Source organism: Suttonella ornithocola, from assembly GCF_001889065.1.
Taxonomy (GTDB): domain Bacteria; phylum Pseudomonadota; class Gammaproteobacteria; order Cardiobacteriales; family Cardiobacteriaceae; genus Suttonella_A; species Suttonella_A ornithocola.
This window is the reverse complement of record NZ_LWHB01000090.1, coordinates 1-25,062: the sequence shown is the minus strand read 5'-3', so window position 1 is coordinate 25,062 and position 25,062 is coordinate 1. Positions and strand designations below refer to the sequence as shown.

Annotated in this window: 28 protein-coding genes and 1 pseudogene; 14 read left to right on the top strand and 15 right to left on the bottom strand. The window is 41.3% G+C overall.

Annotated elements, in window-relative coordinates; translation table 11 throughout:
* From A5N85_RS15635 to A5N85_RS07520, 3 genes are all read left to right on the top strand, one after another.
* A partial coding sequence (locus A5N85_RS15635; protein WP_169818635.1) for a hypothetical protein occupies positions 1-481 on the top strand: 481 nt, incomplete at its 5' end.
* Positions 482-521: 40 nt separating this feature from the next.
* Entirely contained in the window at positions 522-947 is a 426-nt protein-coding gene (locus tag A5N85_RS07525) for a pilin (RefSeq protein ID WP_072576681.1), read from the top strand.
* Between the two features lie 71 nt (positions 948-1,018).
* Positions 1,019-1,501 carry a pilin gene (locus A5N85_RS07520; protein WP_072576680.1) on the top strand — a complete coding sequence of 161 codons (483 nt, stop codon included), beginning with the start codon at positions 1,019-1,021 and terminating at the stop codon, positions 1,499-1,501.
* Between the two features lie 89 nt (positions 1,502-1,590).
* On the opposite strand, the gene A5N85_RS07515 is transcribed toward A5N85_RS07520, so the two are convergent.
* The 5 genes and pseudogenes from A5N85_RS07515 to A5N85_RS07495 all read right to left on the bottom strand — a co-directional run.
* The gene (locus tag A5N85_RS07515; protein ID WP_072576679.1) at positions 1,591-2,301 is read right to left on the bottom strand and encodes a hypothetical protein; all 711 of its coding nucleotides are present in this window, start codon (positions 2,299-2,301) and stop codon (positions 1,591-1,593) included.
* A gap of 107 nt (positions 2,302-2,408) precedes the next feature.
* A complete protein-coding gene (locus A5N85_RS16975) occupies positions 2,409-2,861 on the bottom strand; it encodes a pilin (RefSeq protein WP_342769553.1) in 453 nt (150 codons plus the stop codon).
* Positions 2,862-2,939: 78 nt separating this feature from the next.
* Positions 2,940-3,389, bottom strand: coding sequence for a pilin (locus A5N85_RS16970; protein WP_072576677.1), 450 nt, complete (start codon positions 3,387-3,389; stop codon positions 2,940-2,942).
* Between the two features lie 289 nt (positions 3,390-3,678).
* Positions 3,679-4,128: a transposase gene (locus tag A5N85_RS07500; RefSeq protein WP_072576676.1), complete on the bottom strand. Its 450-nt coding sequence runs from the start codon at positions 4,126-4,128 to the stop codon at positions 3,679-3,681.
* A 3-nt stretch (positions 4,129-4,131) separates the two neighbouring features.
* Positions 4,132-4,602 (bottom strand): annotated as a pseudogene (locus tag A5N85_RS07495) (IS110 family transposase); the annotation flags it as partial.
* A 168-nt stretch (positions 4,603-4,770) separates the two neighbouring features.
* Here A5N85_RS07495 and A5N85_RS07490 point away from each other — a divergent pair.
* The 6 genes from A5N85_RS07490 to zapE all read left to right on the top strand — a co-directional run bounded on the left by A5N85_RS07490 (position 4,771) and on the right by zapE (position 9,000).
* A complete protein-coding gene (locus A5N85_RS07490) occupies positions 4,771-5,250 on the top strand; it encodes a pilin (protein WP_072576674.1) in 480 nt (159 codons plus the stop codon).
* A 92-nt stretch (positions 5,251-5,342) separates the two neighbouring features.
* The gene (locus tag A5N85_RS07485; RefSeq protein ID WP_072576673.1) at positions 5,343-5,873 is read left to right on the top strand and encodes a pilin; all 531 of its coding nucleotides are present in this window, start codon (positions 5,343-5,345) and stop codon (positions 5,871-5,873) included.
* A 137-nt stretch (positions 5,874-6,010) separates the two neighbouring features.
* Entirely contained in the window at positions 6,011-6,811 is an 801-nt protein-coding gene (gene tfpZ / locus A5N85_RS07480) for a TfpX/TfpZ family type IV pilin accessory protein (protein WP_072576672.1), read from the top strand.
* Positions 6,795-7,217 (top strand): hypothetical protein, encoded by a 423-nt coding sequence (locus tag A5N85_RS07475; protein WP_072576671.1) that lies wholly within the window; start codon positions 6,795-6,797, stop codon positions 7,215-7,217. The genes tfpZ and A5N85_RS07475 overlap by 17 nt, the downstream gene beginning before the upstream one ends.
* Positions 7,214-7,867 carry a SanA/YdcF family protein gene (locus tag A5N85_RS07470; RefSeq protein WP_072576670.1) on the top strand — a complete coding sequence of 218 codons (654 nt, stop codon included), beginning with the start codon at positions 7,214-7,216 and terminating at the stop codon, positions 7,865-7,867. The genes A5N85_RS07475 and A5N85_RS07470 overlap by 4 nt, the downstream gene beginning before the upstream one ends.
* 5 nt (positions 7,868-7,872) lie before the next feature.
* Complete coding sequence (zapE, locus tag A5N85_RS07465) at positions 7,873-9,000, top strand: cell division protein ZapE (protein WP_072576669.1); 1,128 nt, start codon at positions 7,873-7,875, stop codon at positions 8,998-9,000.
* A gap of 46 nt (positions 9,001-9,046) precedes the next feature.
* Here zapE and A5N85_RS07460 read toward each other — a convergent pair whose 3' ends face one another.
* From A5N85_RS07460 to A5N85_RS07450, 3 genes are all read right to left on the bottom strand, one after another.
* Positions 9,047-10,081 (bottom strand): FKBP-type peptidyl-prolyl cis-trans isomerase, encoded by a 1,035-nt coding sequence (locus A5N85_RS07460; RefSeq protein ID WP_072576668.1) that lies wholly within the window; start codon positions 10,079-10,081, stop codon positions 9,047-9,049.
* An 81-nt stretch (positions 10,082-10,162) separates the two neighbouring features.
* Positions 10,163-10,651, bottom strand: a complete 489-nt coding sequence (locus A5N85_RS07455; RefSeq protein ID WP_072576667.1) for a hypothetical protein — start codon at positions 10,649-10,651, stop codon at positions 10,163-10,165.
* Positions 10,648-11,091, bottom strand: coding sequence for a universal stress protein (locus A5N85_RS07450; RefSeq protein ID WP_072576666.1), 444 nt, complete (start codon positions 11,089-11,091; stop codon positions 10,648-10,650). The genes A5N85_RS07455 and A5N85_RS07450 overlap by 4 nt, the downstream gene beginning before the upstream one ends.
* 71 nt (positions 11,092-11,162) lie before the next feature.
* Here A5N85_RS07450 and A5N85_RS07445 point away from each other — a divergent pair, with 71 nt between their 5' ends.
* Entirely contained in the window at positions 11,163-12,455 is a 1,293-nt protein-coding gene (locus tag A5N85_RS07445; RefSeq protein ID WP_072576665.1) for a YihY/virulence factor BrkB family protein, read from the top strand.
* On the opposite strand, the gene A5N85_RS07440 is transcribed toward A5N85_RS07445, so the two are convergent.
* The 7 genes from A5N85_RS07440 to hldE all read right to left on the bottom strand — a co-directional run bounded on the left by A5N85_RS07440 (position 12,437) and on the right by hldE (position 19,862).
* The gene (locus A5N85_RS07440) at positions 12,437-13,270 is read right to left on the bottom strand and encodes a C40 family peptidase (protein WP_072576664.1); all 834 of its coding nucleotides are present in this window, start codon (positions 13,268-13,270) and stop codon (positions 12,437-12,439) included. The genes A5N85_RS07445 and A5N85_RS07440 overlap by 19 nt on opposite strands.
* Positions 13,271-13,279: 9 nt before the next feature.
* On the bottom strand, positions 13,280-13,816 hold the full coding sequence (locus A5N85_RS07435) for a glutathione peroxidase (RefSeq protein WP_072576663.1): 537 nt from the start codon (positions 13,814-13,816) through the stop codon (positions 13,280-13,282).
* Between the two features lie 62 nt (positions 13,817-13,878).
* A complete protein-coding gene (gene xseA, locus A5N85_RS07430; protein ID WP_072576662.1) occupies positions 13,879-15,354 on the bottom strand; it encodes an exodeoxyribonuclease VII large subunit in 1,476 nt (491 codons plus the stop codon).
* A 23-nt stretch (positions 15,355-15,377) separates the two neighbouring features.
* Positions 15,378-16,385: an NAD-dependent epimerase gene (locus tag A5N85_RS07425; RefSeq protein ID WP_072576661.1), complete on the bottom strand. Its 1,008-nt coding sequence runs from the start codon at positions 16,383-16,385 to the stop codon at positions 15,378-15,380.
* Positions 16,333-17,346, bottom strand: a complete 1,014-nt coding sequence (tehA, locus tag A5N85_RS07420) for a dicarboxylate transporter/tellurite-resistance protein TehA (protein WP_072576660.1) — start codon at positions 17,344-17,346, stop codon at positions 16,333-16,335. The genes A5N85_RS07425 and tehA overlap by 53 nt, the downstream gene beginning before the upstream one ends.
* Positions 17,347-17,351: 5 nt before the next feature.
* The gene (locus A5N85_RS07415) at positions 17,352-18,431 is read right to left on the bottom strand and encodes a glycosyltransferase (protein WP_072576659.1); all 1,080 of its coding nucleotides are present in this window, start codon (positions 18,429-18,431) and stop codon (positions 17,352-17,354) included.
* A gap of 3 nt (positions 18,432-18,434) precedes the next feature.
* On the bottom strand, positions 18,435-19,862 hold the full coding sequence (hldE, locus tag A5N85_RS07410; RefSeq protein ID WP_072576658.1) for a bifunctional D-glycero-beta-D-manno-heptose-7-phosphate kinase/D-glycero-beta-D-manno-heptose 1-phosphate adenylyltransferase HldE: 1,428 nt from the start codon (positions 19,860-19,862) through the stop codon (positions 18,435-18,437).
* 43 nt (positions 19,863-19,905) lie between these two features.
* Between hldE and msbA the strand changes: the two genes are divergently transcribed.
* Genes msbA through lipB form a run of 4 tightly spaced genes read left to right on the top strand, consistent with a single transcriptional unit; the run spans position 19,906 to position 24,666 of the window.
* Positions 19,906-21,642, top strand: a complete 1,737-nt coding sequence (gene msbA, locus A5N85_RS07405) for a lipid A export permease/ATP-binding protein MsbA (protein ID WP_072576657.1) — start codon at positions 19,906-19,908, stop codon at positions 21,640-21,642.
* A 45-nt stretch (positions 21,643-21,687) separates the two neighbouring features.
* Entirely contained in the window at positions 21,688-23,520 is a 1,833-nt protein-coding gene (locus tag A5N85_RS07400) for a cation:proton antiporter (protein WP_072576656.1), read from the top strand.
* Entirely contained in the window at positions 23,517-23,996 is a 480-nt protein-coding gene (locus tag A5N85_RS07395) for a low molecular weight protein-tyrosine-phosphatase (protein ID WP_072576655.1), read from the top strand. The genes A5N85_RS07400 and A5N85_RS07395 overlap by 4 nt, the downstream gene beginning before the upstream one ends.
* Positions 23,997-24,012: 16 nt before the next feature.
* The gene (gene lipB / locus A5N85_RS07390) at positions 24,013-24,666 is read left to right on the top strand and encodes a lipoyl(octanoyl) transferase LipB (protein WP_084601694.1); all 654 of its coding nucleotides are present in this window, start codon (positions 24,013-24,015) and stop codon (positions 24,664-24,666) included.
* Positions 24,667-25,062: the final 396 nt, after the last annotated feature.

The window sequence follows — 25,062 nt, the reverse complement described above, 5'->3', positions numbered from 1 at the left end:
TAATAAAAAATTTCCTGATATTTTTCTACATAATATGAGATTTATTGAAAATAAAGATGATTCAAATTGGTACACTATCGATACGAAACATTGGGCACCAAATAACATTAGCAAACAAGAATTAAAAAACTATAGCGATGAAATGAAAGAATTCTTATTTGGCAATAAAAACATCTCACAATGCCCACCCAAAGAAGACAATGCACAAAATGAAAAAGCTGGAGAAAGCTGCCTTATACTAGAAAATCGCTTTAAAACAGAAGAAAAATATAATCGTTTTTACGGATATATGGCTTGGAATTTAGGCGATATAAAAGTTTTCTGTCCTTATGGCTATGAAACTCAGAGAACTCAGCTTGGTAATAATGAAGAGATAAAGCAATCACAGCAAAATACCGATGAAGCAGTGAATCACATAGAAACCAATGTTCATTACAAATGCCTACAAATATCAGCAGAACATATTAAAGCTTATTACTAGTTAAATTTACTTAGAAACTTAACGAGTTCAAGCAGTATCTATCATCGGTATCCTCGCTGCGATTGCTATCCCACAATACCAAAACTATATCGTTCGTAGCCAGGTAACTCGTGCAATGGGCGAAGCAGGCAACTTAAAAACCGTTGTTGAAACTTGTACTTTAGATGGTAAAAAAGAAGTTGGTGCTGACGATGGTAAATGCCAAATCGGTGCCACTGGTTCTAGTATCTTAAATGGTGCTGCACAAGATGGCACAACTATTGAAACTGGCACTGGTGTTCCTCAAGTTACACTCCCACAAAATGCTGGCGATACAGGAACTATCGTTGCAACTTTCGGTAACAAAGCTGCTACCAAAATTGATGCCCAAACTTTAACTTGGACTCGTAGCGCTGATGGCACTTGGACTTGTAAAACTAGTGTTGATGTTAAATTCGCACCTGCTGGTTGCCCACATTCTAACTAATTCTTTTAAGCAATTAAAAGCCATGAAGCCCCACATCATTATGGGGCTTTTTTTATCGGAGAAATTGTCTTATGGACGCTAAAAAAATGCGTGGGTTCACATTGATAGAGCTGATGATTGTCATTGCTATTATTGGTATTTTGGCAGCAATCGCTATTCCGCAATATCAGAATTATGTGGTTCGTAGCCAAGTTACGCGTGTAATGAGCGAAGCAGCGCATTTGCGCGAAATTGTCGAAGAATGTATCAATAATGGTAAAACAGAAATTGATACCACAGGCACAGATGGTAATAAATGCCAAATGACCTCTACCGGCTCAACTATCCAAACCGGCGGTAATACTTCTACCAGTATTACTTTATTAGCAGGTTTAGGTGTTCCTGAAGTAACAATTAGTGATAATGAAAGCACAATTATTGCGACTTTTGGCAATCACGCATCTCCCGCAATTACGAATCAAAAGCTCAAATGGCTACGCGATACAGATGGCAGCTGGCGTTGTCAAACAACGGTCGAGCAAAAATATATTCCTGCTGGATGTAAAAAAGAGTAGTTCGGTCTTAATCCATATTTAAGGCAGTAAATTAGAAAAGTTCTATTTTTTATCATCATTGTTATAGAAATAGAGTATTTCTGATGGATTTATAGAAAATCTAATGTTGTAGAAGTTTCGCCCAGACTGCCATAAACCTGAAACGCAGCATCAACAGCTATCCAATCTGTTTTATAACTTCCTACCACTCTCACAATGTATAGAGGTATTTGGGGATATCGATTTTTAAGCCTTGCCAATACCTCTTTTTGCGATTGATTAAGCATTTTTTGAACGGTCTCTTGGCTTCTTATGACTTCATCAATCATCATATCGGGCGCAACTAAGCCATAATTATCAGATTTTCTCTGATTGTCATAGGTCGCCATAGGAATAGCCGTAACTTTAGGAAAAGCGCTTAAATCGGCATTGGGAATATTCTCAGCATACGCTTTTTGAGTAACCGTTTCAGCAATTGAGCCTGGATAAAGTAATAATAACATTGGCTTCTGCTGCCATATGGTATGAAAGCCATAAATTAAAGCAGAAAGCTGAACCAAAGCGATTAGGCTTAAATCACTGATCTTCTCTTTTTTAGGTTTGCTCGGATTAAACACTAAAAAAGTTAACAGTGGTCCTAACACAATATCAATAAAAAACATAATCCTCGTGCCTTGCCATCCGCCATTAATCCAAAAATGGATAGAAGGGAAATACCAATGAATTAGTAGAAAAATAGTGAATGCAAACAGGCAAGCAGAGAGAGAAAGATGAATGCTAGCCATTTTTAATCTGGCGCTAAAAGAATTAAAAATCGACATAAAATCTCTTGAAAAGAAAAAGCATTAGACCTTCCATTGCCTAATGCAAAACAAATATCTGCTCATCATAGTGCGTATTAACCATTAAAATGCAATCACACTACAACTTAACAACCAACATTATCTTTGAGCCCACGCTTAGGATTACAGATAGTTCCTTCTATTTTCCATGAGGCATTAGCCTTACCATCAGACCATACGGGCGTAAATTTAAACGTCAGATTATCGCCATTTTCTCCCGTAGCGCCGCTCGTTCCCTCAATTACCCCATTGGTAATACTACTGATACCAATAATATTTTTGGTTTGATTGATAGCGCTTAAGGGTGGGACGCCATTTTGCCCAGCATCGCAGCCATTTGCACTTCCTAAAACATGCACACAAACCAACACCTCGCGCTTAACCGCATCCAATTCTTCAAGCGTCGCCGTTGCGCGTGCGCGGGAAGTGTAGTCGCTATACATTGGCAAAGCGATTGCCACAAGAATGCCGATAATGGCAATCACAATCATCAGTTCAATAAGCGTAAAACCTTTTTGAGTTTTTCGTCGCCACATCATGAACTCCTTAAAATACTGCCTAATAAAAAGCCGAGTAAATAACTCGGCTTTTTATGAAATAACTAGCATAGCCAACTATTATGCACAGCCACCTGCACCAGATTTCAAACCACGTTTTGCATTACAGATTGTGCCAGTAGTGGTCCATTTCATATTTGCTTTTTGGTCTGGTTGTGTTGGAGTCATAACAAATTCTAAATTAGTACCTGAAGTATCAGTAGCACCAGAAGTTCCCGTAATTACACCATCTTTAATACTTGCAATTGCTGTAGTATTTTTAGTAACTTCAAAGTCTGTAGTAGCAGGGACACCTTTTTGACCTGCGTCACAACCCGCCAATTTGCCTTCCTCAGAAGCGCACATCGTTACAGCAGTGCGTAAAGAAGCAGTTTCAGCAACCGTACCAGCCGCACGAGTCCGAGAAGTATAGTCTGAATACATTGGAATCGCGATAGCAGCGAGGATACCGATGATAGCGATAACAATCATTAATTCGATAAGGGTGAAACCTTTTTGAATTTTTTTCATAAATAATTCCTTAAATATTTTTTGTAGCTAGGCTACGGTTAACTTCGTATTTCAAGTCAGTTACCTGACGAACTGATATATGCTTTCGTTGTGCCATAGTAATTATTATTATAAAAATCAATATAATAAATGATATTTTTAGCTTCTAATTGGTATGGTTTTGGTTTTTAGATTTTATTTTTTTAGACGTAGTCATTTTTTAGAGCGACATTTTTTTGTCACTCTTGCACATTTATGGTAATAGGAACTGATGTGCTGCTTTATTCGCGTAGGCAGCGGTATTGATGGCTTATGACATTTGATGTAGCGCAGGGTTAAAAGGTTCGTTATTGCGGATAACTGCATAGGCGATGCTTAACAGTTTGCGCATAAGCGCAATCACGATTGCTTTTCTCTTTTTGCCATTAGCTTCTAAGCGCGTGGCAAATGGACTAAATTTTGCATATTTACCAAATCCAACTGCAATCGCTGGCATAAAAAGTGCCGACCGAATGGTGCTATCACCTGCTCGCCCAATTTGGCTTTTTCCGCGAACGCTACTTCCCGATTGATGATGCCTTGGCGCAAGCCCAACGAAACTAATCAATTTTTTTACATCGCTAAATTTTGATGTATCGCCTAATAGTCCAAGTAAGTAAGGAATAGTTCTTTCACCAATGCCAGGAATGGTTTGTAGTAGTTGTCTGCGTTGTGAAAGCTCAGGATGCTCAAGAATTAAGGTTTGAATTTCTTTTTGCAATAACTACTGTTCTTGCTTTAAAAATTCAACGCTTTTTCGAACATGTTCGCGAATGATGGGATGAACGGTTTGTAGGCGTGAGCGTTCTGCTGCTAGCCTTTCGCTAATATGTTCTAGCTGACGAATGAGCATTTCTAATATTTGTTGGGCTTCTTGTTTTGGCTGCCAATACTGGGGATGCTCTTTTTCCCCAAAACGCGCGAGAAGAAAAGCATCTAATTTATCCGTTTTGCTTCGTTGTCCGATACTTTTAGCATAGGCTTTTATTTGCAGGGGATTGATAACGCTAATATGCCATTTTTTTGCATAAGCCCAATTTGCTAATGCCATCCAATAATTGCCCGTCGCTTCCATAATCAGATGAATAGGGCATTTTTGCTGACTTAACCAATGATTTAATAGGCGAAAACCTTTGACATTGTTTTCAAAAACACCATGATGTTTTTTGCCTTGCGCATCTGTATATGCCGCATCAAACTTTTTTTTGCAATATCAATTCCTACAACCAAAACCATACTCAACCTCGCAATGACAGGCTTGAAAACCTAGGATACCGTCCGAGTTTTTATCTCGGTTGCAGATAAAGAACTGCAATGCGAATTATAGTGAATTATTTATCTTTAAAGTTATTTTGAACTTTTTATCATCGGTATCCTCGCTGCTTTCGCGATTCCTGCTTACCAAGATTACTTAGTTCGTACTCGTGTATCTGAAGGTTTAAACTTAGCTGAGCCTGCTAAATTAGCGATCGGCACTGATGTTGCTTCAACAAATGATTTGTCTCGTGTAGCAACTACTTGGAATGCACAAGCAGGTGGCGCAGGTGCAACTTCTAAATATGTAAATTCAGTCGCACTTGACGGTAGTACTGGACTAATTACAATTACTTATAATGGTAGTGAAGTAGGTCTTAGCGCTAACCAAACAATAACTTTAACTCCATGGGTGCGCACTGCATCATCTGGTGGTGTAGCTTTAGCAACTGCCTTAGCTAGTGATGATACTGGAGTTTTAGATTGGGGATGCTCATCTGAAACCAACGCAGCTGCTACCGCCCAAGGTATTACAATTGCAACGGCAGGTAGTGTTCCATCTCGCTTTGCTCCTGCTTCTTGCCGTTAATTGTAATTGCTAACATAAGCAATTTCACAATGCTAAGCGCACCTAATGGTGCGCTTTTTTTATCTTCATTTTAATCTTATAGTAGCAAATAAATGTTTTCCTATAACCCAAAAGCTAAAGGCTTTACCCTCATTGAGTTAATGATTGTTATCGCTATCATCGGCATACTCGCCGCTTTTGCTATCCCCGCTTATCGCGATTATTTGGTCAGAACGCGTATTTCTGAAGGCTTAGCACTTGCCGAACCAGCAAAGCTCGAAGTAGTCGGAACTGCCTCTTCTATTCAAAATCTTCCAAATACTGCTAATACTTTTAACGCTCAAAATACCCATTCAAAATATGTACAAAATATCCATATCAATTCGCAAAATGCCATGATTACTATTACTTACAATGCTAATAGTGTTGGCGTATCTGCTACCCAGAATACTTTGACTTTAACCCCTTGGGTAAGAAGCAATGCAACGGGAGAAAGCTTTGTATCCGCCGTGTCTAGTGGTAACAGCGGAAGTATTGATTGGGGATGTGCTAGCCAAACAGCAGCGGTAGCAACTGAAACATCTATTCAACCTATTGCTTTAGGCACATTACTGCCAGAATATGCGCCTGCGCAGTGCCGATAATTTATCTAGTATTATTTACTCCTCCTATTACTTTAGAGTAAATACCTATTTACACTATTTTAGGCTCATAAAATGATAGAATAAAAATTAAATTCATACATCTCTAGTAACTCATTTATTATTTGAGGATTATATTTATGCATCGCTTTCTATTTGCCTCAAAGGTAGCTATTTTTCATTTATTAGGTTCTATAACCATAGCTGCCATTTTAGCTTTTTTGGTTTTTAAGGTTTGGTATCCTTACCCACTTAGTGAAGTTACTGGTAGCTTTGAACTTTTTTGGCTAGTTGTTGGGATAGATGTCATTTGTGGTCCTTTATTAACACTTTTATTGGCTTCGCCAAAAAAATCAAAACGTGAAATGATTGTGGATTTAAGTCTTATTATCCTTATTCAATTATCTGCTTTTTGCTATGGGATGTATCATGTTTTTGAGGCAAGACCCGTTGTAGTTGCTTTTGAAGTGGATAGATTACGTGTTTTAACGCCTGAAGATATTGATAAAAGCGAATTATCTAAAGCACCAGAAGGCTATCAACAGTTGCCCAAATTTTCTCATTTTTTTGTAGGCACTCGGAGTGCTCGCGATGGAGATGATACTTTAGATGCAATCTCTAAGTCTCTTGTTGGCTTTGATGTTGGACAGAGGCCTAGTTGGTGGGTACCCTATAAAGACGAAATAAGCACGATTAAAAGCAGAAGTTTATCTATAAAAAGTTTATCTCAATATTTAAATAAAGATCAAAAAGCACTTTTAGAAAAATCTGTAGAAAAAACAGGGGTATCATCCGAAGAGCTTTTCGCGATTCCATTAACCACTCCTAAATCTACAGACTGGACCGCTTTATTAGATCAAAAAATGCAATTAGTTGGTATTGCCCCAATTGATATGTTCAAGATACAAGATAGCATCAAAAAAGATGATAACAAAAAATAGTTTAGATAAATATGCTAGCAATCCTTTATTCAAGCAAGCCAATGATGCTTATAGCCTCTGTTTTTTAGGGCTATTTTTATCTTATTTCACAATATTGCTGGCGGTTGGGTTTGCAATTGTTGGCTTAAGTAAGGATAAAGAAAGAAAATACCGCTCTCATTTCATTTATATTTTATGTGGCTGTGTGTATTACACACTTTATTTCGCGATTTGCTTAGGTATGCTTTATTGGACGTATCAGCAGCATTTTATCGGTCAAGGAAATCTATGGACACCTTTATTTCTTTATCTGTTTTTCGGACTTTCCCCGTTTATTTGGTGGGTGGCGCGATTTGTAACCGGTTGGCGATTGCTAAAAAATGGGAAAGAGGTATGTTGCCCTTATACGCTTTGGCTCGCTAGATGATTAAAAAAGCGATTATTTTATTGATTGGATTATTTTTCTTCAGTATTTCTGCCATTATTTTTTGTTATTTATGGGTGGAATACGCTAGCAAGCCTTATCTTTATGATGACGAGGAAAAAATGCCTAAGCAGCCGGTAGCGGTTGTGTTGGGAACGTCAAAATTTGTCAGCAAAGGAAGAGTCAATTTATTTTATCGCACGCGTATTGAGGCAGCCGCAAAGCTCTATCATGCCGGTAAAGTAAGGTATTTTATTGTTAGTGGCGCTAATCCAAGTGCGAATTATAATGAGCCACAGGAGATGCGACGCGATTTGATTGCCGCTGGTGTGCCTGCGGAGAATATTCAGCCAGACTATGCGGGATTGCGGACGTTGGACAGCGTGATGCGCGCAGATAAGGTATTTGGTAATCAGAAGTTTGTGATTGTTTCTCAGCCGTTTCATAATGCGCGCGCGATATTTTTAGCGCGCCATCGCGGATTAGAAGCGATTGCTTTTAATGCACGCGATCCCGTGGCGTTTAAATATAGCGTAAAAACGCGATTGCGAGAATTTGGTGCGCGCGTGAAAGCCGTGATTGATTTATTTTTTACCAATAAGCAGGCGAAGTTTTATGGGGATAAGATTCCCTTTCCGCCAAAACAGGAGTAAGCAGAATGACGCAATTAGCGGATATCTATCGACAAAAAGTGGCAGAAAAGGGTTATAGCGAAGATGCGGCACAACTAGCCGTCATTGCTGAGATGCAACGAATAGCAGACGCTTTAGAGAAAAGAGATGCCGTTATTCCAGAAGAACCTACGCAAAAGTCGGGCTTTTTCAGCCGCTTATTTGGTCAAACAAAGGAAGCTGAAGCGCCAACTTGGATTTCGGGCTTATATTGCTGGGGCGGAGTGGGACGCGGCAAGACGTTCATGATGGATTTATTTATGACGTATTTACCCACCACGCGTAAACGCCGCCGCCATTTTCACCGTTTTATGCTAGAAATCAATGATGCTTTAAATCGTTTGGAACAAGTGCAAAACCCGATGGATACGGTGGTTCGGGAAATGGCGTCTGAAATTGATATTTTATGTTTGGATGAGTTTTTCGTATCTGACATTACCCATGCGATGATGCTAGACCGATTGTTAAATGCGATGAAAAAATATGGCGTTACGATTGTCACAACTTCTAATATCCCACCTCCTGACTTGTATAAGAATGGTTTACAACGCGAACGCTTTTTACCGGCAATCGCTTGGATAGAGCAAAATCTTTCTGTTCATCATATTGATGAGGGAGAAGATTTTCGCAAACGCCATTTTAATATGGCGAATGTTTTCCGCACACCAGATAATGCACAAGCACGAGCCGCTATCCGAGAGGATTTAGCAGAGTTAACGGGCTGTGAACAAGCAATAGATGAGCCCATTTTTCACGCAGGCTCACGCGAAATTCCTTTAGTGTGGCGAAATTCGGATAGTATTGTTTTTGATTTCGAGGTGCTTTGCCGTGGCAATTATTCTCAAAAGGATTATATTGAGATTGCCAAGCGTTTTGAATATGTGGCGGTTGTGGGCGTGCCAGTGATGGATGAATATTTAGAAGATGCGGCAAGACGATTTTTATTATTGATTGATGAATTTTATGATCGCCGAGTAAAGCTCTTGTTAACAACTGCGCAAGCGATTGAGCATATTTATACGGGCAAGAAAATGGTTTTTGAATTTGACCGCCTGCAAAGCCGTTTGTTTGAAATGCAAAGCGAGGCATATTGGGAGGAAGTTCATCTTCCATAGCGTATTAAAAAAGCCCGCCTAAGCGGGCTTTATTTTTATCGTTGGCTTATTTTTGCTCAACACTTTCTTTAATGTTATCAGTAGCTTTTTCTGTTTCTGCTTTGACTGTATCGGCTGCATTTTCAGTCTTTTCAGCAACGCTATCTGCGGCTGCCTTAATTTTATCGCTGGCTTGCTCAGCAGTATTTTCTATATCTTTAGCGGCTTCATCAGCTGTTTTTTTCGCTTCTTCAGCAGCAGCTTCGGTTTTATCTGCGACTTTATCCGCGGCAGCTTTGGTTTCTACTTCTGCTTTATCTGCTAATTTTTCTGCTTTTTCAACAACCAGATTGGCTTTATCTTCTTTCGCATCATTCAATGCGGGAACGCTTCCGTCTTGTTCAGCAGGAATCACTTTTTCTAAGGTAACATCAAAGACTAATGCCGCGCCCGGTAAGATACCTGCTCCCGGCTGACCAAATTCGCCATAAGCCAAATCCGCGGGGATATAGAAAGTGTATTCTCCCCCTTCTTTCATCAGCTGAATGCCTTCTACCCACCCTGGAATCACTTGTTGGATATTAAATTCAACAGGTTGACCGCCATGCTGTTTTGAGCTATCAAAGACAGTACCGTCAATTAAGCGACCTTCGTATTGAACACTAACGGTATCGTTTGGACCCGGTTGCTTACCTGTGCCTTCTTTAATCACTTTATACTGTAAGCCTGAGTCTGTCGTTTTGACACCGTCTTTTTTGGCATTTTCTTTTAGGAATTTTTCACTATCTGCTTTACTGTCTTCAATCATTTTCTCAGCTTGTGTGCGCATTTCTTTTTGACGCTCTTCAGCAAAGGTTTTCATGACGCTTTCCATTTCTTCATCGGTCATCGCAAGTTTACGCTTTTCATAAGCATCGCGTAAGCCAACGACTAAAGCATTAAAATCAATATTGTCTTTACCGTCGGCATTCATATCCGCAAAGGTTGAACCAATATCGGTTCCAATGGCATAGCCGACTTTTTGCGCTTGGGTTTTTAACTCGACATCTGCATGAGCGAAGCCAACAGCAGCCATTGCGAGAACAAGAGTAAGACGTTTCATTTGCACTCCTAGGTTTTTTCTAATGAAATTCATAATTAGTATGCCATAGTATTTGGCTATGAGCAGCGGGATTGACGCATGTTAATTACGCGGGCGGTAGGTCAACAAAATGCCATTCTTTGTAATACCATGATTTTCAAGCCAATCTCTCGCTTCCAATCCGTCGCCTTTTAACCACTGATAAACGCTGCCTTCTCGATAGCTATAGCCCCAAGTAGTCATATCTTTAAGCATTTGTTCACGCCCGATATCTTCAAGCGCTTCGGCAAGCAAGATTTGCAACCAATTTACCGCACATTCTTCCATTACTGTTCCACCGGCATCGGTATGAAGCTGTTCTCGACGATTTTGATCCATACAAATCCAATGGGAAGCTTCATGAAGGGCGGAATGTGTGGGAGTATCATTTCTAAGATAAAGCGTCTGTCCGATGAGTCCTGCTTCTGGCGCCCCCCAAAAGCTACCCGGAATTTCTGCATTTTCTGCTACGATTTGAATAGTTAAGCCATAGCGAGATAAAAGCGCCGCAAAAGCGGCGCTATCAATATCAGCCAAAGTTTGTACCGTCATACTGGTTTTCCTAGGCGAACAACTAAGACATCACATTCCACTGCGGGTAAAATATCATCTGCCGTCGCGCCTAATAAGGATGCTAAGCCACTACGTTTATGCCGACCAATAACGATTAAGTCTGGCTTAACGGTTTCAGCATAATCTAAGATACCCCGACGAGTAGAAAGTGCGGTATCAATGTGGATTTGACCTTGTAAGCCATGTTTATCTAATAAAGCTTTAAGTTTTTTTTGGGCTTGCGAGGTAAGCTCACTTTCATCGCCCACTGGAACGATAGGAACAATTTCATAACCTGCGGTAAGAACGGTTTCTTCGACGATGTGCAATACGCTAAGATGCGTATCTGCATTATCTAGCATTTGTTTGGCAGCCTCGGCAACGATGCCGCAATCTTCGCGCAAATCTGTTACCAGTAAGATATGTTTATAGCCAGACATAAATTGCTCCTCGCTTCGTATATCTACAAATTAGTGTAACATATTTATGAATAGTAAATTTAGGAAATTAGATGCTTTCTATACAAACACTTTGGCATGACCAATGGCAAAAACGCGGACGCCCTTCATGGCGATGGATACGTTTTTATCCTTTTGCATTGGTGCGCGCTTATTTAAAAGAACATATTCCTGAAGATGCGCAATCTTTAGTTTACGTAACATTATTAACACTCGTTCCTTTATTGGCTGTGGCTTTTTCTTTATTACACGGTTTTGGGGTAGAGGGCGTGATTGAGCCATGGCTAAAAGATATTTTTTCCCCAATGGGGCAAGCGGGGCAAGAAGTAACGCTCTATATTTTACAGTTTGTTAACCAAACCAAAGCTGATAATCTCGGGCTAATTGGCGTAGTATTTTTGTTTTTTTCTGTCATCAATATTGCTCAACGCATTGAAACGACTTTAAATGAAATCTGGCGAGTAGAAGATACACGCTCTTTAAAATCGCGTTTAACGGGCTATTTCACTGCCGTCTTACTGGCACCTTTGCTGATTGCAGCCCTCATGTCAATGATGCTAGGCATGAAAAATGCTGCATGGCTACAACCTTATTTAAAATTTCCGGGTGTAGATGTCATCTTTAATCTACTCACCAGTATGCTACCGACAGCAATCGTTTTTGTGATGATTGCCTGTGTTTACGCTTGGATTCCAAATCGCAAAGTGAGTTGGAAAGCAGCATTTGCTGGTGCAGGATTTTTCTTATTATTATGGTATCCCGTTTCATGGATCTTTAGCGTTTTTATCGCTGGTAGTAAAAACTATTCCGTCATCTATTCAAGCTTTGCGACCATTATTATTTTGCTTTTCTGGTTAAACTTTTTATGGCTAATTTTCTTACTCGGTGCAAAAGTCGCTAGCTTAGTTCAATTGCCACATACTTTGGCCCCTGATAATGCAGATAATTGGTATGCGGATGAGCAATTAAAACTAGGGATTGCAATTAGTGCTTTAGTGGAAGAGCGCTTTATCAATGCACAAACCGCACCAGATATGAATGTCTTTACCGAATATTTTATTCAATCGCCGCAAAAAATTCGCTTTATCCTAGACCAATTATTAAATGCAGAACTTATTATTGAAAGCCGTCATGAACCGCCAAGATATCTCCCAAGCAAAGCCTTAACGCATTATTCATTGGTAGAAATCTATAATGCGCTAGCGATGCCTAATGATCCTTTTGAAGTACTACATGATGATTTTTCACGCTTAGATAAACGTTTACGTCGCTTATTAGATAAACCTCTGCGAAATTGGGCAGAGCAACTTACGGATTCTCCACCCGATTATGAAGACCAGCGATAAGCGCTAATCCCAAATTTCTCACCCAATTCAGCTTTCATCCGCGTAACTGCTGCTTGTAGCGGTTCTTCTACTACACGCATATGATAACCATTAGCATGAATAATGGTTTGATTACCACTTGCAATCATCACATGTCCCGGCACAAAAATTAAATCACCTGCGATCAACTCTGCGGCACGCACTTTTTGATGATGCAAATCCATATAAATACGCTGTAAATCAGAATCGCGAGGTAATTCATGTCCCGCAAAACGATAGCATAATTGTGCTAATGCTGAACAATCTAGTCCAGCCATGGCGCGTCCACCCCAAACATAGCTTCGATAAAGTTGCTCGCGAGCGATTGCCACAATATCGAACCGAGCATCCATTGGCACGACATGGCGACGATGTATCCACCCCTTATCTACAATATGTAAATATTCGCCCGATTCCGATTGGGCATCTAAATACAACAAAGAATCTGCCGCTAAATAAGACAATAATGGACTTTTCATATCCGGCTCTCTAGTTACCGACGCGACGGCACACGTTCTCCATTTCGCTTGTTCTGGCAATGCTTCTACTTGCTTAAGGAAGCTACCATGTATCCAACCGCAATAATTATCTCTCTGACTTTGCACAAAATAAAATTGCTCACTTTGTTCATATACCTTAAGCGGTTCGCCATAGAGAAATTGGGTTAAACGTGCCGACGTTGCGTCTGGTGCTTGGAAAAGCCAAGCATCCGTCGCTAACATTAAGGCATACGCCCCAACGGGTAAATCGGTATAGATTCTCGAATCGTGTGCAGTTACCTCGTCAAACTCAAACATTTTTTATCCTTACAATAATCCTTCAATTGCATTTTCAATTTCTGCAGGCGAAGTACTTGGTGCATAACGCGCAACCACGTCTCCTTCTCTGTTAATTAAAAACTTTGTGAAATTCCATTTAATATCGCTACCCTCGCGTTTTTCGCCTAGGCTTGCAAGCTTAATAAGAAAATCTTTAAAAATTGCGCCACCTTCATCTTCTGGCTTTTCTTGCTTAAGCCATTTATACAAAGACGCCTGTCCAATACCATTCACATCAATTTTTTGAAAACGCGGGAACGTTGTTTGGTAATTGGTCTCACAAAATTGTTGAATTTCTGCATCATTTTCCGGTGCTTGTTCGCGGAATTGATTACAAGGAAAATCTAGAATAGTAAACCCTCTATCGTGATAAGTTTGATAAAGCGATTGTAGCGCTTCATATTGTGGCGTTAAGCCACAGCGCGTTGCTGTATTAACAATTAAAACCACTTGCCCTTTAAATATTTCTAATGAAACAGGCTCACCTTTACCATTATAAACCGTGAAATCATATAAAGTTGTCATCAGCTTCTCTCCTTAAAAAGGCAACAGTCTACCCTTTTCCGCCTTACCTGCAATGACTATATTTACGATTGTTGCTCAATTACCTCACATCGCAAACTTCCCTTTGCCAAACAAACCGTTATTTCGCTACGAAGCTCAACCTCTGTTGATTGCTTAATCACTTTATCGTTTTCATCTAACGCTAAAGCATAACCTCTTGATAAAATCGCTAAAGGATTTAATAACATAAACCGTCCCGCCAAGTCTGAAATGTTTTTTCTCTGCGCTATTATTAAACGCTTCATCACCATAGAGAGTCGCTTACTTTGTTGTTCAAAAGCCGTTTGTGCGACTAAATGCTTTTTCTCTAAAGAGAAAGCGGAAAAACGCTGTGTATTGCTTAACAATCTCTCTTGTGCATACTTTTGTTTAGCAAAGAAAGCTTTGTTTAATTGTCGTTGTAAAGCTTCTAATTGCTGGTGCTTTGCCAATAATTGGCGCTTAGGTGATTGTAGCTGCCAACGCTTTTCCAAACCCTGAACGTGTATTTGCGCATATTGCAATTTGCTTTGAAGCGCTTTAACCAATCGCAACTGACACTCATCCAACCGCTGAACATGCACTTGCCATTGTCGTAAAGGTGATTGAAGCGCTAAACGACGTTCAAATGCCAATAATTGTTGCGAACTTCGTCGGATAAAACTTTGGAATTGCGTTTGTGTGGCAATAGAGCGTTGAGAAAGTTGCAACAATATCTCTGCCAGCACAGGGCTAACCGTTTCTGCCGCTGCTGTTGGCGTTGGCGCACGATAATCCGCCGCAAAATCAGTCAACGTTACATCTGTTTCGTGTCCAACACCGCTCACAATGGGAATATCACTATTGGCAACGGCCCGCGCCACCGCCTCATCATTAAATGCCCATAAATCTTCTAAACTGCCACCGCCTCTAACAACCAATAAGACTTCACATTCTGCACGACGATTAGCCATTTCTAATGCGTGTAAAATTTCAGCGGGCGCTTGTACTCCTTGGACCAAACAAGGATAAATAATAATCTTTAATGCAGGATTCCGACGCTTAAGCGTGGAGAGGACATCGCGAATGGCAGCGCCAGTGGGAGAAGTTATCACGCCAATCGTAAGCGCACGTTGCGGAATGACTCGTTTACGCTCTGCTGAAAAAATCCCTTCTGCTTGCAAACGAGCTAACCGCTCTTGGAATGCTTGTTCTAATGCGCCCTGCCCCGCCGCTTCCATGCTATCGACAATCAGCTGAAACTGTCCACGCGGCGCATATAAACTGGCTTTTCCAGACACGCGTACCAATAAGCCATTTTCAATCTCTCCCCAAGGCACTTTTACTCGAAAACGACTCCCCTTAAACAACGCACAACTCACAGATGCGCCGCTATCTTTGAGCGAGAAATACAAATGCCCAGAAGACGGCTTAGCAAGATTAGAAATCTCTCCCTCTACCCATACCTTTGCCAATCCGCTTTCTAATAACTCACGTGCGACCGAATTAAATTCGGTAACACTAAAGACAGGCATTTCCATGCTTATCGCTCCTCAAAGCTATTTTATCTCTGCTGATAATATTCGCGATACCACTTAGCAAACTTCTCAACGCCCTCACTTAAAGCTATTTGTGGGCGAAAGCCAGTTGCTTGAAATAATGCCTCGCTATCTGCCCAAGTCGCATAGACATCTCCCGCTTGCATCGGTACAAACTGCTTTTCTGCGACTACGCCAAGCGCTTTTTCTAACGCTTGCACAAAGTCTAATAATCCAACAGGTTGACCATTGCCAATATTATACAAACGATAAGGCGCGCTACTTCGTGCCGGACTGTCTGTTTCAGGCGTCCAATGTGATAAAGGTGTTGGGATAACCTCCATAATCCGCACAATACCCTCAACGATATCATCGATATAGGTAAAATCACGCTGCATATTGCCGTGATTATAAATTTCAATCGGTTTACCGGCAAGAATCTTACCTGCAAACTTTTGTAATGCCATATCTGGTCGTCCCCAAGGTCCATAGACGGTAAAAAAGCGTAAGCCCGTGGTTGGTAAACCGTATAAATGCGCATAGCTATGGCTCATTAATTCATCGGCTTTTTTCGTTGCGGCATATAAACTCACAGGATGATCCACGCTATCCTCTACCGAAAAAGGCATTTTTTGATTGAGTCCATACACCGAACTAGACGAAGCATAAATCAAATGAGGCACTTGCTGATGTCGGCACCCCTCCAAAATATTCAGATGCCCGACAAGATTACTGTCAATATAGGCATGGGGATTTTCTAAAGAATATCTCACGCCTGCCTGCGCTGCTAAATGAATAACGCGTTCAAAAGTATGCTGGGCAAACAATTTCTCCATTGCTGCACGGTCTGCAATATCCATTTGGATAAACTGGAAATTGGAATGTGCAATATGCTTTAAGCGATCAAGCTTTAATTGCACTTCATAATAATCATTCAAATTATCAATACCAATCACTTGATGCTCTTGGGCGCATAATCGCTCAACAGTCGCTGCACCAATAAATCCGGCTGCACCGGTTACTAATATCTTCATGATTTCCACAACGAACGAAAAAACGTCCTTTTATCATCAACTGTAAAGTTCCTAAAACCAATCCTGCAATCGCTAAAGTAGAAAAAACCAACATAGGTATTGCCAATATTCCAATGCCTTCTCCGTTGGTTTGTTCATATAAACGCACGGCACATCCCGCCATAGAGGCTAAGCCGAATGAAAAGCCCCAAAAAGACATATTAAATCCTTCTTGTGCAATCCAAGGCAATAAACGAATTAAATAAAGCAACTGCAACAAACCATAGCCCATCAACATTTTTGCAACCGTATCAATATGCCCACCATTAACCGCCAAATACGCTCCACAACCGACAAATGCTGGCGCTAATTGAATCCCAATCAAGCCTCGAAACTTAGCTTCAACTTCTGGTAAATCGCGTAAACGCGATAAAATTGCTGGCTCTAAGCTCAACCAAGAAAATACCCCTGCGCCCCAAAAAATCAATCCCCAATCGGAATATCCCATCAACCCGAGCGAACTGGCGGTCACAAAATTTGCTGCAACTGCGGGAAGATACACAACTGGCAACGTAGCTTTTTGACTATGCACCCCACGCCACAAGCCAGGCACTCGATAAGCAGAAAAAAGTAATTGCGCTGGAATAGCCACCGCAAAGAGTAAAATCGCCACAAAACGGCTATAAGGCATGACTGTCATCCCCATTAGCATCGTCGTAATAGGAATTAAGCTTAAGAAACAGCACATCACCAAATTTTGCAAATCAGCTTTCACTTGCTCTGGCACCGTCCATGCCTTATAAACATAGGCTAATATCAGCAATAACCAAATCATGCCCGAAGCGATTAGTAAACTTTCTCCAATGAAAGGGAAAATATGGAAAACATGCGTGGCATAACGCCAAGATAACCCTAAGCCCGATAGTCCTAAAATCATACTGAAATAGTTCACGGGAATAGGAAAAGGTTTTTGTGTTGTCATAACAATTATCCTAATTGTGCAAAGATTTTTTCTAATCTTGCTAAATATTGTTCATCATACAGCCGCTCAATGGATTGTTTTACGGCTTCTGGATGATATGGATGCCGAATAGCGGCTTCTAAAGCCGCCGTTAATCCCTCAATATCTTTTGGTGGATACAAATAGCCATTATGCCCTTGTTGAATAATATCTGCTGGTCCTGTTGGGCAATCAGCGCTCACACAAATCAAGCCTCTTGCCATTGCCTCACACAATACCATTGGAAAACCTTCCTGCTGCGAGGTCAATACACACGCTGTTAATTTAGGTAAATGCTGAGAAACATACTGCCAAGCATTTTCTTGCCAACCATGCCAAACAAGATTTTCTAAAATGCCTTTTTCAGCAGCTAATTGCTTAAGTGCCTGTATATCTTTTTCTTTGCCCTCGCCGACTAAGTGTAAGCGAAAGGGTGTCGCTAAACCGGCTAGTCCTCTCAACAATTCTTGTAGATTTTTTTGCCCTTCAAACGTTATCCGACCTAAAAAAAGAAATTCGGGAGATGAAACATCTGTGGGCAGGAAAACATCATTACTACGGGTCACGGGATTATAAATAGGAAAAATTTTCTCTCGCGCAATGCCTAAAGCTTCCATATCAGATATGCCAGCATCGCTAATAGAAAAATGATAATCAGCTTCCCGAACCAAACGATAATTGCGCGGACGCAACGTCTGTAAACCAAAATGCCGCCAATAACACAAGGGTGGATGCGTTCGCTGTCCAAAAAAGGCATAACGAGCGACCTTTAATCCATTATGGTCAAAAGCAATAATCAGCTTAGGTGGATGATTCTTTAGCTGTTTCTTCAATAAAAATACAGCAGAAAATAATTCCGCGGCTCGAAATGGCAGAGGTCTTGTAGAAAACTGATGGGGAATATTCTCTAACCATTCATGATGATTACGTGGGTTCTTTGCTCGAACGAACAAAATTTCCACTTGATATTTCCCTGTTGACGCTAGCAAAGAAGCAAACTTTTTGAAAACAGTTTCCATTCCGCCCCGACCTTTTGTTCGGTTTCCAATCAGAAGAATTCTCTCCATGTCTTAGCGTTCCTGCTGAAGATATTTGGAAAGCGTTTTTGTCGTTGAAAAACCGTCAACATAAGACAGAATTTTTACTTCTCCACCTTGTTCTAACACCCATTGCGCACCGGGAATATTTTCAATTTGATTATCGCCCCCTTTAACCAACACATCAGGATTAACCGCCTCAATCAAAGCCGCTGGCGTATCTTCTTCAAAAGCCACCACCCAATCGACACTTTGCAAAGCTGCTAAGACTTGCGCTCGACTTTCTAAGGTATTTGCCGGTCGGTCTGCACCTTTTAATCGACGAACTGATTCATCGGTATTGACCGCAACCACTAAACGATCGCCCAAAGCTTTTGCTTCTTCTAAGTAAGTCACATGTCCTGCATGCAAAATATCAAAGCACCCATTGGTCATGACAATTTTTTGTCCGCGCGCTCGTGCACTGTCTAATAACTCGCTCAATTCCGATTGGCTGACAAAGCCATGACTTCTCGCACGCTCTGGTTCTAAAGCGGCACGCAATTCTAATGGGCTAACCGTTGCTGTCCCTAATTTTCCAACCGCCACTCCGGCTGCTGCATTGGCAAAATGAATTGCTGTTTCTAACGGATATTGTGCCGACAAAGCAGCGGCAACCGTCGCAATTACCGTATCGCCTGCCCCCGTAACATCAAACACTTCTCGTGCAGTTGCGGGCAAAGTTTGCACTTGATGCGCATCAATGTAGCACATGCCCTTTTCGCTTAATGTAACTAGCAGCGCTTTTACACCAATTTCTAATAAACATTGACGCGCTTTCTCCACTAAATTGTCTTCTGTCACACAACCAACAATCGCTTCTAGCTCACTTCGATTCGGTGTCAGTAAATCTGCGCCTTGATAACGATGAAAATCTTGTCCCTTAGGGTCAACTAAAATTGTTTTACCGGCAGCTTTTGCCAACGCAATCATCGAGGAAATTCGCGCGAGCGCGCCTTTTGCATAATCTGAAAAGACGACGATATCGTGTGTTTCAAGTGCTTGATGAAAGCTTGGCAGCAATTGTTCAGAAAAATTCGCATAAGCTTTGCTTTCAAAATCTAAACGAATGAGCTGTTGATGGCGAGATAAAACTCTTAATTTGGTTATCGTCGGTAAGGTAATCGTATGGAGCAAATCACCAATTGCGGCTAACTTTAAGAATTGACGGATATTTGCCCCCGCCTCATCTTCTCCAATCAAACCACAAAGGCTGACTTGTCCGCCCAAAGTGGCAATATTCATCGCAACATTTGCTGCACCGCCCAACGTATCGCAACACGTTTCTATATTGACGACAGGAACAGGCGCTTCTGGGGAAATTCGCTGAGCCGCACCACTCCAGTTGCGATCCAGCATCACATCGCCGACCACTAACACACGGGCGGCTTTAAAATCAGGGGTTATTCGTTGTTTTGACATGAATAGGCTAAAATAGAAACCTTTCACTAGTTTAGCACCCCTGATGCTCAATAAAGAAGACAAAGCACGTTATCTACGTTTACTCAGCTATATTCATCCACTGTGGAAAGTGGTGGTTTTAGCCATTATTGCCACCGCTATTTATGGCGCAACCGAACCCTTATTTCCTTGGATTGTCAATCAGTTAATTGACAGAGGATTTAATGTTGATGGCGAGCGAAACTTTACCGCTATCTACCAAATTATTATCATTATGGTGGTAGGCTTTTTTATTCGCGGCACTGCAAATTTCGCTTCAAGTTATTCAACCACTTGGTTAGCACAAAAAGTTGTTTATACCCTACGCGCTCAGCTTTTTGAAAAAATGCAGCATTTACCAATGCGCTATTTCGATGCGCATACACAAGGCAGCATTGTGAGTAAATTTACTTACGATGTCACCCAACTAATGTCTGCAACCACCGATACCCTAATTAGCTTTTTAAGAGATAGCGTCACCATTTTGGCGTTAATCATTTACCTATTTATCCTTGATTGGAAAATGGCGCTTATTCTGATGACCGCTGCGCCTTTTGTCTCATGGTTTATCGTCTATGTTTCCAAACGTCTGCGCAAAATGGCATCCGCTTTGCAAGCCGATATGGGCGGTATTAACCATGTTGTGGATGAAGCTTTACGCGGACGCGCGATTGTGCGAATTTACAACGGTTTTCAACATGAATACCAACGCTTTGACCAACAAGCTGGAAACGTAGAAGCACACGCTTTAGCCAGTAAACGTATCTCCGCCATGATTTCACCAGCTATCGAACTGATTATTGTGCTTTCTCTGTCTGCTGTCATTATCATTGCTGCACATCAAGATAGCAGTAATGGCATGACTATCGGTAAATTCATGAGCTTTCTCACTGCTATGGGAATGCTTTTTTCTCCCGTAAAACGCTTAGGTCGTTTAAACGAATCCCTACAACGCGGACTCGCTGCGATGCAAAGCATTTTTGATTTTCTTGATGAACCCGTTGAACAAGAAAAATACTATCCACCTAAAACCATTAGCAAAGGTAATATCACCTTTCACCAACTCAGCTTTCAATATGCCGATGAACCCGTCTTAAAAAACTTCAACCTCAGCATAAAAGCTGGGGAAACCGTTGCACTTGTGGGCGAGTCTGGCTCTGGAAAATCCACCTTAGCCGCGCTACTGGCTGGATTCTATCCACCCGATGACGGAACCATTTTTATTGATGACATAGATATTGCGACCATAAATCTCAGTGACCGACGCCAAGCTATGGCTTATGTATCACAAGATACCGTTCTCTTTTCGGGGACAGTGGCAGAAAATATTGCCTATGCCGATACTGCGCCGAATCGTGAACGCATCATTGCTGCTGCAAAATCTGCCAATGCAGATGATTTTATCCAAGCCTTACCACAAGGCTATGATAGCGATATCGGTCAACAAGGCGGCAAACTCTCGGGCGGACAAAAACAACGTTTAGCCATTGCCCGTGCGCTTTACAAAGACGCCCCCATTTTGATTTTAGATGAAGCGACTTCAGCGCTAGATAATCGCAGCGAACAAAAAGTCCAAGAAGCGATTGAACATTTACGCAAAAACCGAACCGCCATTATCATCGCGCATCGCTTATCTACGATTGAAAATGCCGACCGCATCGTCGTTCTCAATCAAGGCGAAATTATCGAAGAAGGCAATCACCAAACGCTCATCGAAAAAAATGGCTTTTATGCTAAACTCCTCAATCGCCATGTAAGCTAATCTTTTTTATCTTAATTCTAACTTTAATTTAACAATATTTACCCTATGAAAGACTTATCACTTGCCATTTCCTCCCTACTTGCCCTAGGCATTGCCGCACAATGGTTAGGCTGGTTCTTTAAAAAGCCTGCGATTATTTTTCTACTCGCAGCAGGCATTCTACTTGGTCCAACCTTTCACCTCTTCAACCCTGATGAAATGCTTGGTGAATTACTGTTTCCCCTCATTTCACTCGGCGTTGCGATTATCCTCTTTGAAGGCGCGCTCACGCTCAATCTACAAGAAATTAAAAACCATGGTCGGGTGGTGACTAATCTTGTCAGCATCGGCGTCATCATTACCATTGCCATTACCACCCTAGCAGCGCGTTGGATAATGGATTTATCTTGGCAAGTTTCTATGCTCTTTGGTGCGCTGGTGTGCGTAACAGGTCCAACTGTTATCGTACCATTACTGCGCAGCGTGCGACCTAATCGTACCATTAGTAACATCTTGCGTTGGGAAGGCATTATCATTGACCCCATTGGTGCCTTATTAGTCGTACTTATCTATGAATGGATTATTGCCGGACATTCCCCAATCATCTTTGCAACCATTATTCTACTCGGTCTAACCTTAGGTATTGCTTCTGCTTTCTTTACCGCCCTTTTGCTTAAGCGCCAGTGGGTACCAGAATATTTACACAACGTTTTTACCTTGGCAGTTGTTCTATTTGTCTTTAGCGTTTCTAACGCCATTGAAGAAGAGTCGGGTTTACTTACCGTTACCGTTATGGGAATGGTCATGGCAAACGTCAAACGCCTACACACTGAAGACATCTTAGACTTTAAAGAAAGTCTTTCTATCCTCATCATCTCCATGCTTTTCATCATCCTATCCGCGCGTATTCAATTTTCTGGATTTATCGAAATGGGCATTGGTGGGCTCGGTGTATTGATTGTCGTGATGTTTATTGCTCGTCCTTTATCTGTCTGGATATCTTCGATTGGTTCTCCTTTATCCACTAATGAAAAACTACTGATTAGTTGGATTGCGCCTCGCGGTATCGTCGCTGCTGCGGTTTCCTCTCTTTTCGTCTTAAAATTGCAAGAAAGCCAAACCAGTGGCGCAGACATTCTCGTACCAATGGTTTTTACCATTATCATCGGCACCGTTATGCTACAAAGCCTTACTGCCAAATCTCTAGCAAATTTCTTAGGCGTAGCTGATCCTAATCCAAATGGAGTATTGATTAGCAGCGGTGGTGATTTTGCCATTCTGCTCGGCAACGCTCTAAAAGACAACGGCTTTGATGTCATCGTTTCTAACACTAGTTATAGCCAAACTCGAAAAGCGCGCATGACCGGACTTTCTGCCTATTATGGCAATATCGTTTCTGAACATGCTGATAGACATTTAAACCTCGTTGGCTTAGGTCATTTATTGGCGCTACACTCTCGCGAAGAAGAAAATCTGCTTGCCGTTCTCCGCTATCGTACTGAATTTGGTTCAGATAAAGTCTATCAACTTAAAATTACTGAAAATAGCGACCAAAACGAACGCGGGCGTGCGACAAAAGGTTGGTTAAGCGATTGGCTATTTGGCAAAGACATTACCTATCAGCAACTCATGCAAATGACTGCCGAAGGCGCTAGTACCAAAACCACTACCCTATCTGACGCTTATCCTTGGGCGCAATATCGAGAAGAAAATCCAGATGCCATCCCATTATTTGCCGTTACCCCACAGCAAAAACTTCATCTTTTCACTGCCGAATCGCGTGTAGAGCCAGGAAAAGGATGGAAAGTCATTGCGTTAATTCCCTACTCTCGAGAAAAAGTAGAGAAAGCTGCAAAAAAAGCGCAAGAACAAAAAGCCAATGAAGAAGGCAATGCATGATGAAAATTATTACCTTATGTACTGGCAATATCTGTCGCTCTCCAATGGCAGAAGGCCTATTACGTGCACTGCTCAAGCAAGCCAAACTAACGCATATCCAAACAGATTCCGCCGGCACACACGACTATCATCCAAGACATAAACCAGATAGTCGCGCCATCTCTGTTATGCGTAAACATGGATACGACATTAGCGACTTGCGCGCGCGGGTATTAACGACAGCAGATACCCTTCCTGCTGATAGCATTATCATGGCGGCGACCAATGCTCATCGCCGCCATGCTGAACAATTAAAAGCGCAAATAAACGGGCAAGCACAAATCATTAAACTCCTAGACCATCATCCTGATACCTCAAAACAAGGACAAGATTTAGCCGACCCTTACTACGGCGATGAGCGGGACTTTGAAGACACCTACCAATCCCTCATTGCTGCGCTAACATCCTTTGTTAATACGCTTAACAAGCGTCCTTAAGCTCATCCCCTAAAAAATGACTCACAGCACCTCAACCTCTAGCATTCCACTCAAAAACCTTGGATTACAAGACTATCTTAGCGTTTTTGAAGCCATGCGTGATTACACAAAAAATCGCGGTTCATCCGAAGACGACGTCCTATGGTTTGTGGAACATCCGCCTGTTTTTACCCAAGGCTTAGCAGGAAAATCTGAACACCTCCTTAACCCTGGAGAAATTCCCGTTGTCCCCATTGATCGAGGAGGCCAAGTCACCTATCACGGTCCTGGACAAGCCATTATCTATCTATTACTTGATATAAAATCTGCCAATATTGGCGTTCGTCCGTTGGTTAGCCTTATTGAAAATACTACCGTATCTGCTTTAGCCCAATTAGGCATTTCAGCGCATCCTCGTGCAGATGCGCCTGGTGTGTATGTTGAAGATGGGCGAAAAATTGCTTCATTAGGACTAAAACTTAGCCATGGTTGCACCTATCATGGTATTGCCATCAATGTTGATATGGATTTAAGCCCATTTGCGCGCATTAACCCCTGTGGCTTGATTGGTATGAAAATGGCACAAATCAACGAATGGCAACCCATCACCCCTTTTGAATTTGCACAATTATGGCATCAAACTTTTAATCAAAAATGGGCACAACTGCGTACTCACTCTATAGATAGCTGAATGGGTTTAGCTTGCATACAAACTGACGAACCACAGACAACCAACCTCAGTACGGTAAAACGAGCCAACACTATATGCGGGTTAAAGACATTTAGCTATAGCTGACCAAACAATCTGAGACCTTTGCAAAAAAATAATTTATTTAAAAAAATTGGAAAAATTTTCACTAGTCAGCAAAAAAATCATAATTTTTGAGCATTTCTCTCTCAAAGTTCCTTTTTTTTTTTTTGAAGCTGTTTAGCCTCGTATTGCGCCATTTAGGCGCAATACGAGGCCTTTGCAAAATTCCGTTTTACACTAATTTTTACTACTAGTAGAAAAATTAACACTATGATTTTAATATGTTTTCAAAATTTAAAAAATGAAATTTCTCTATTTTATGTTTTTTGCAAAGGT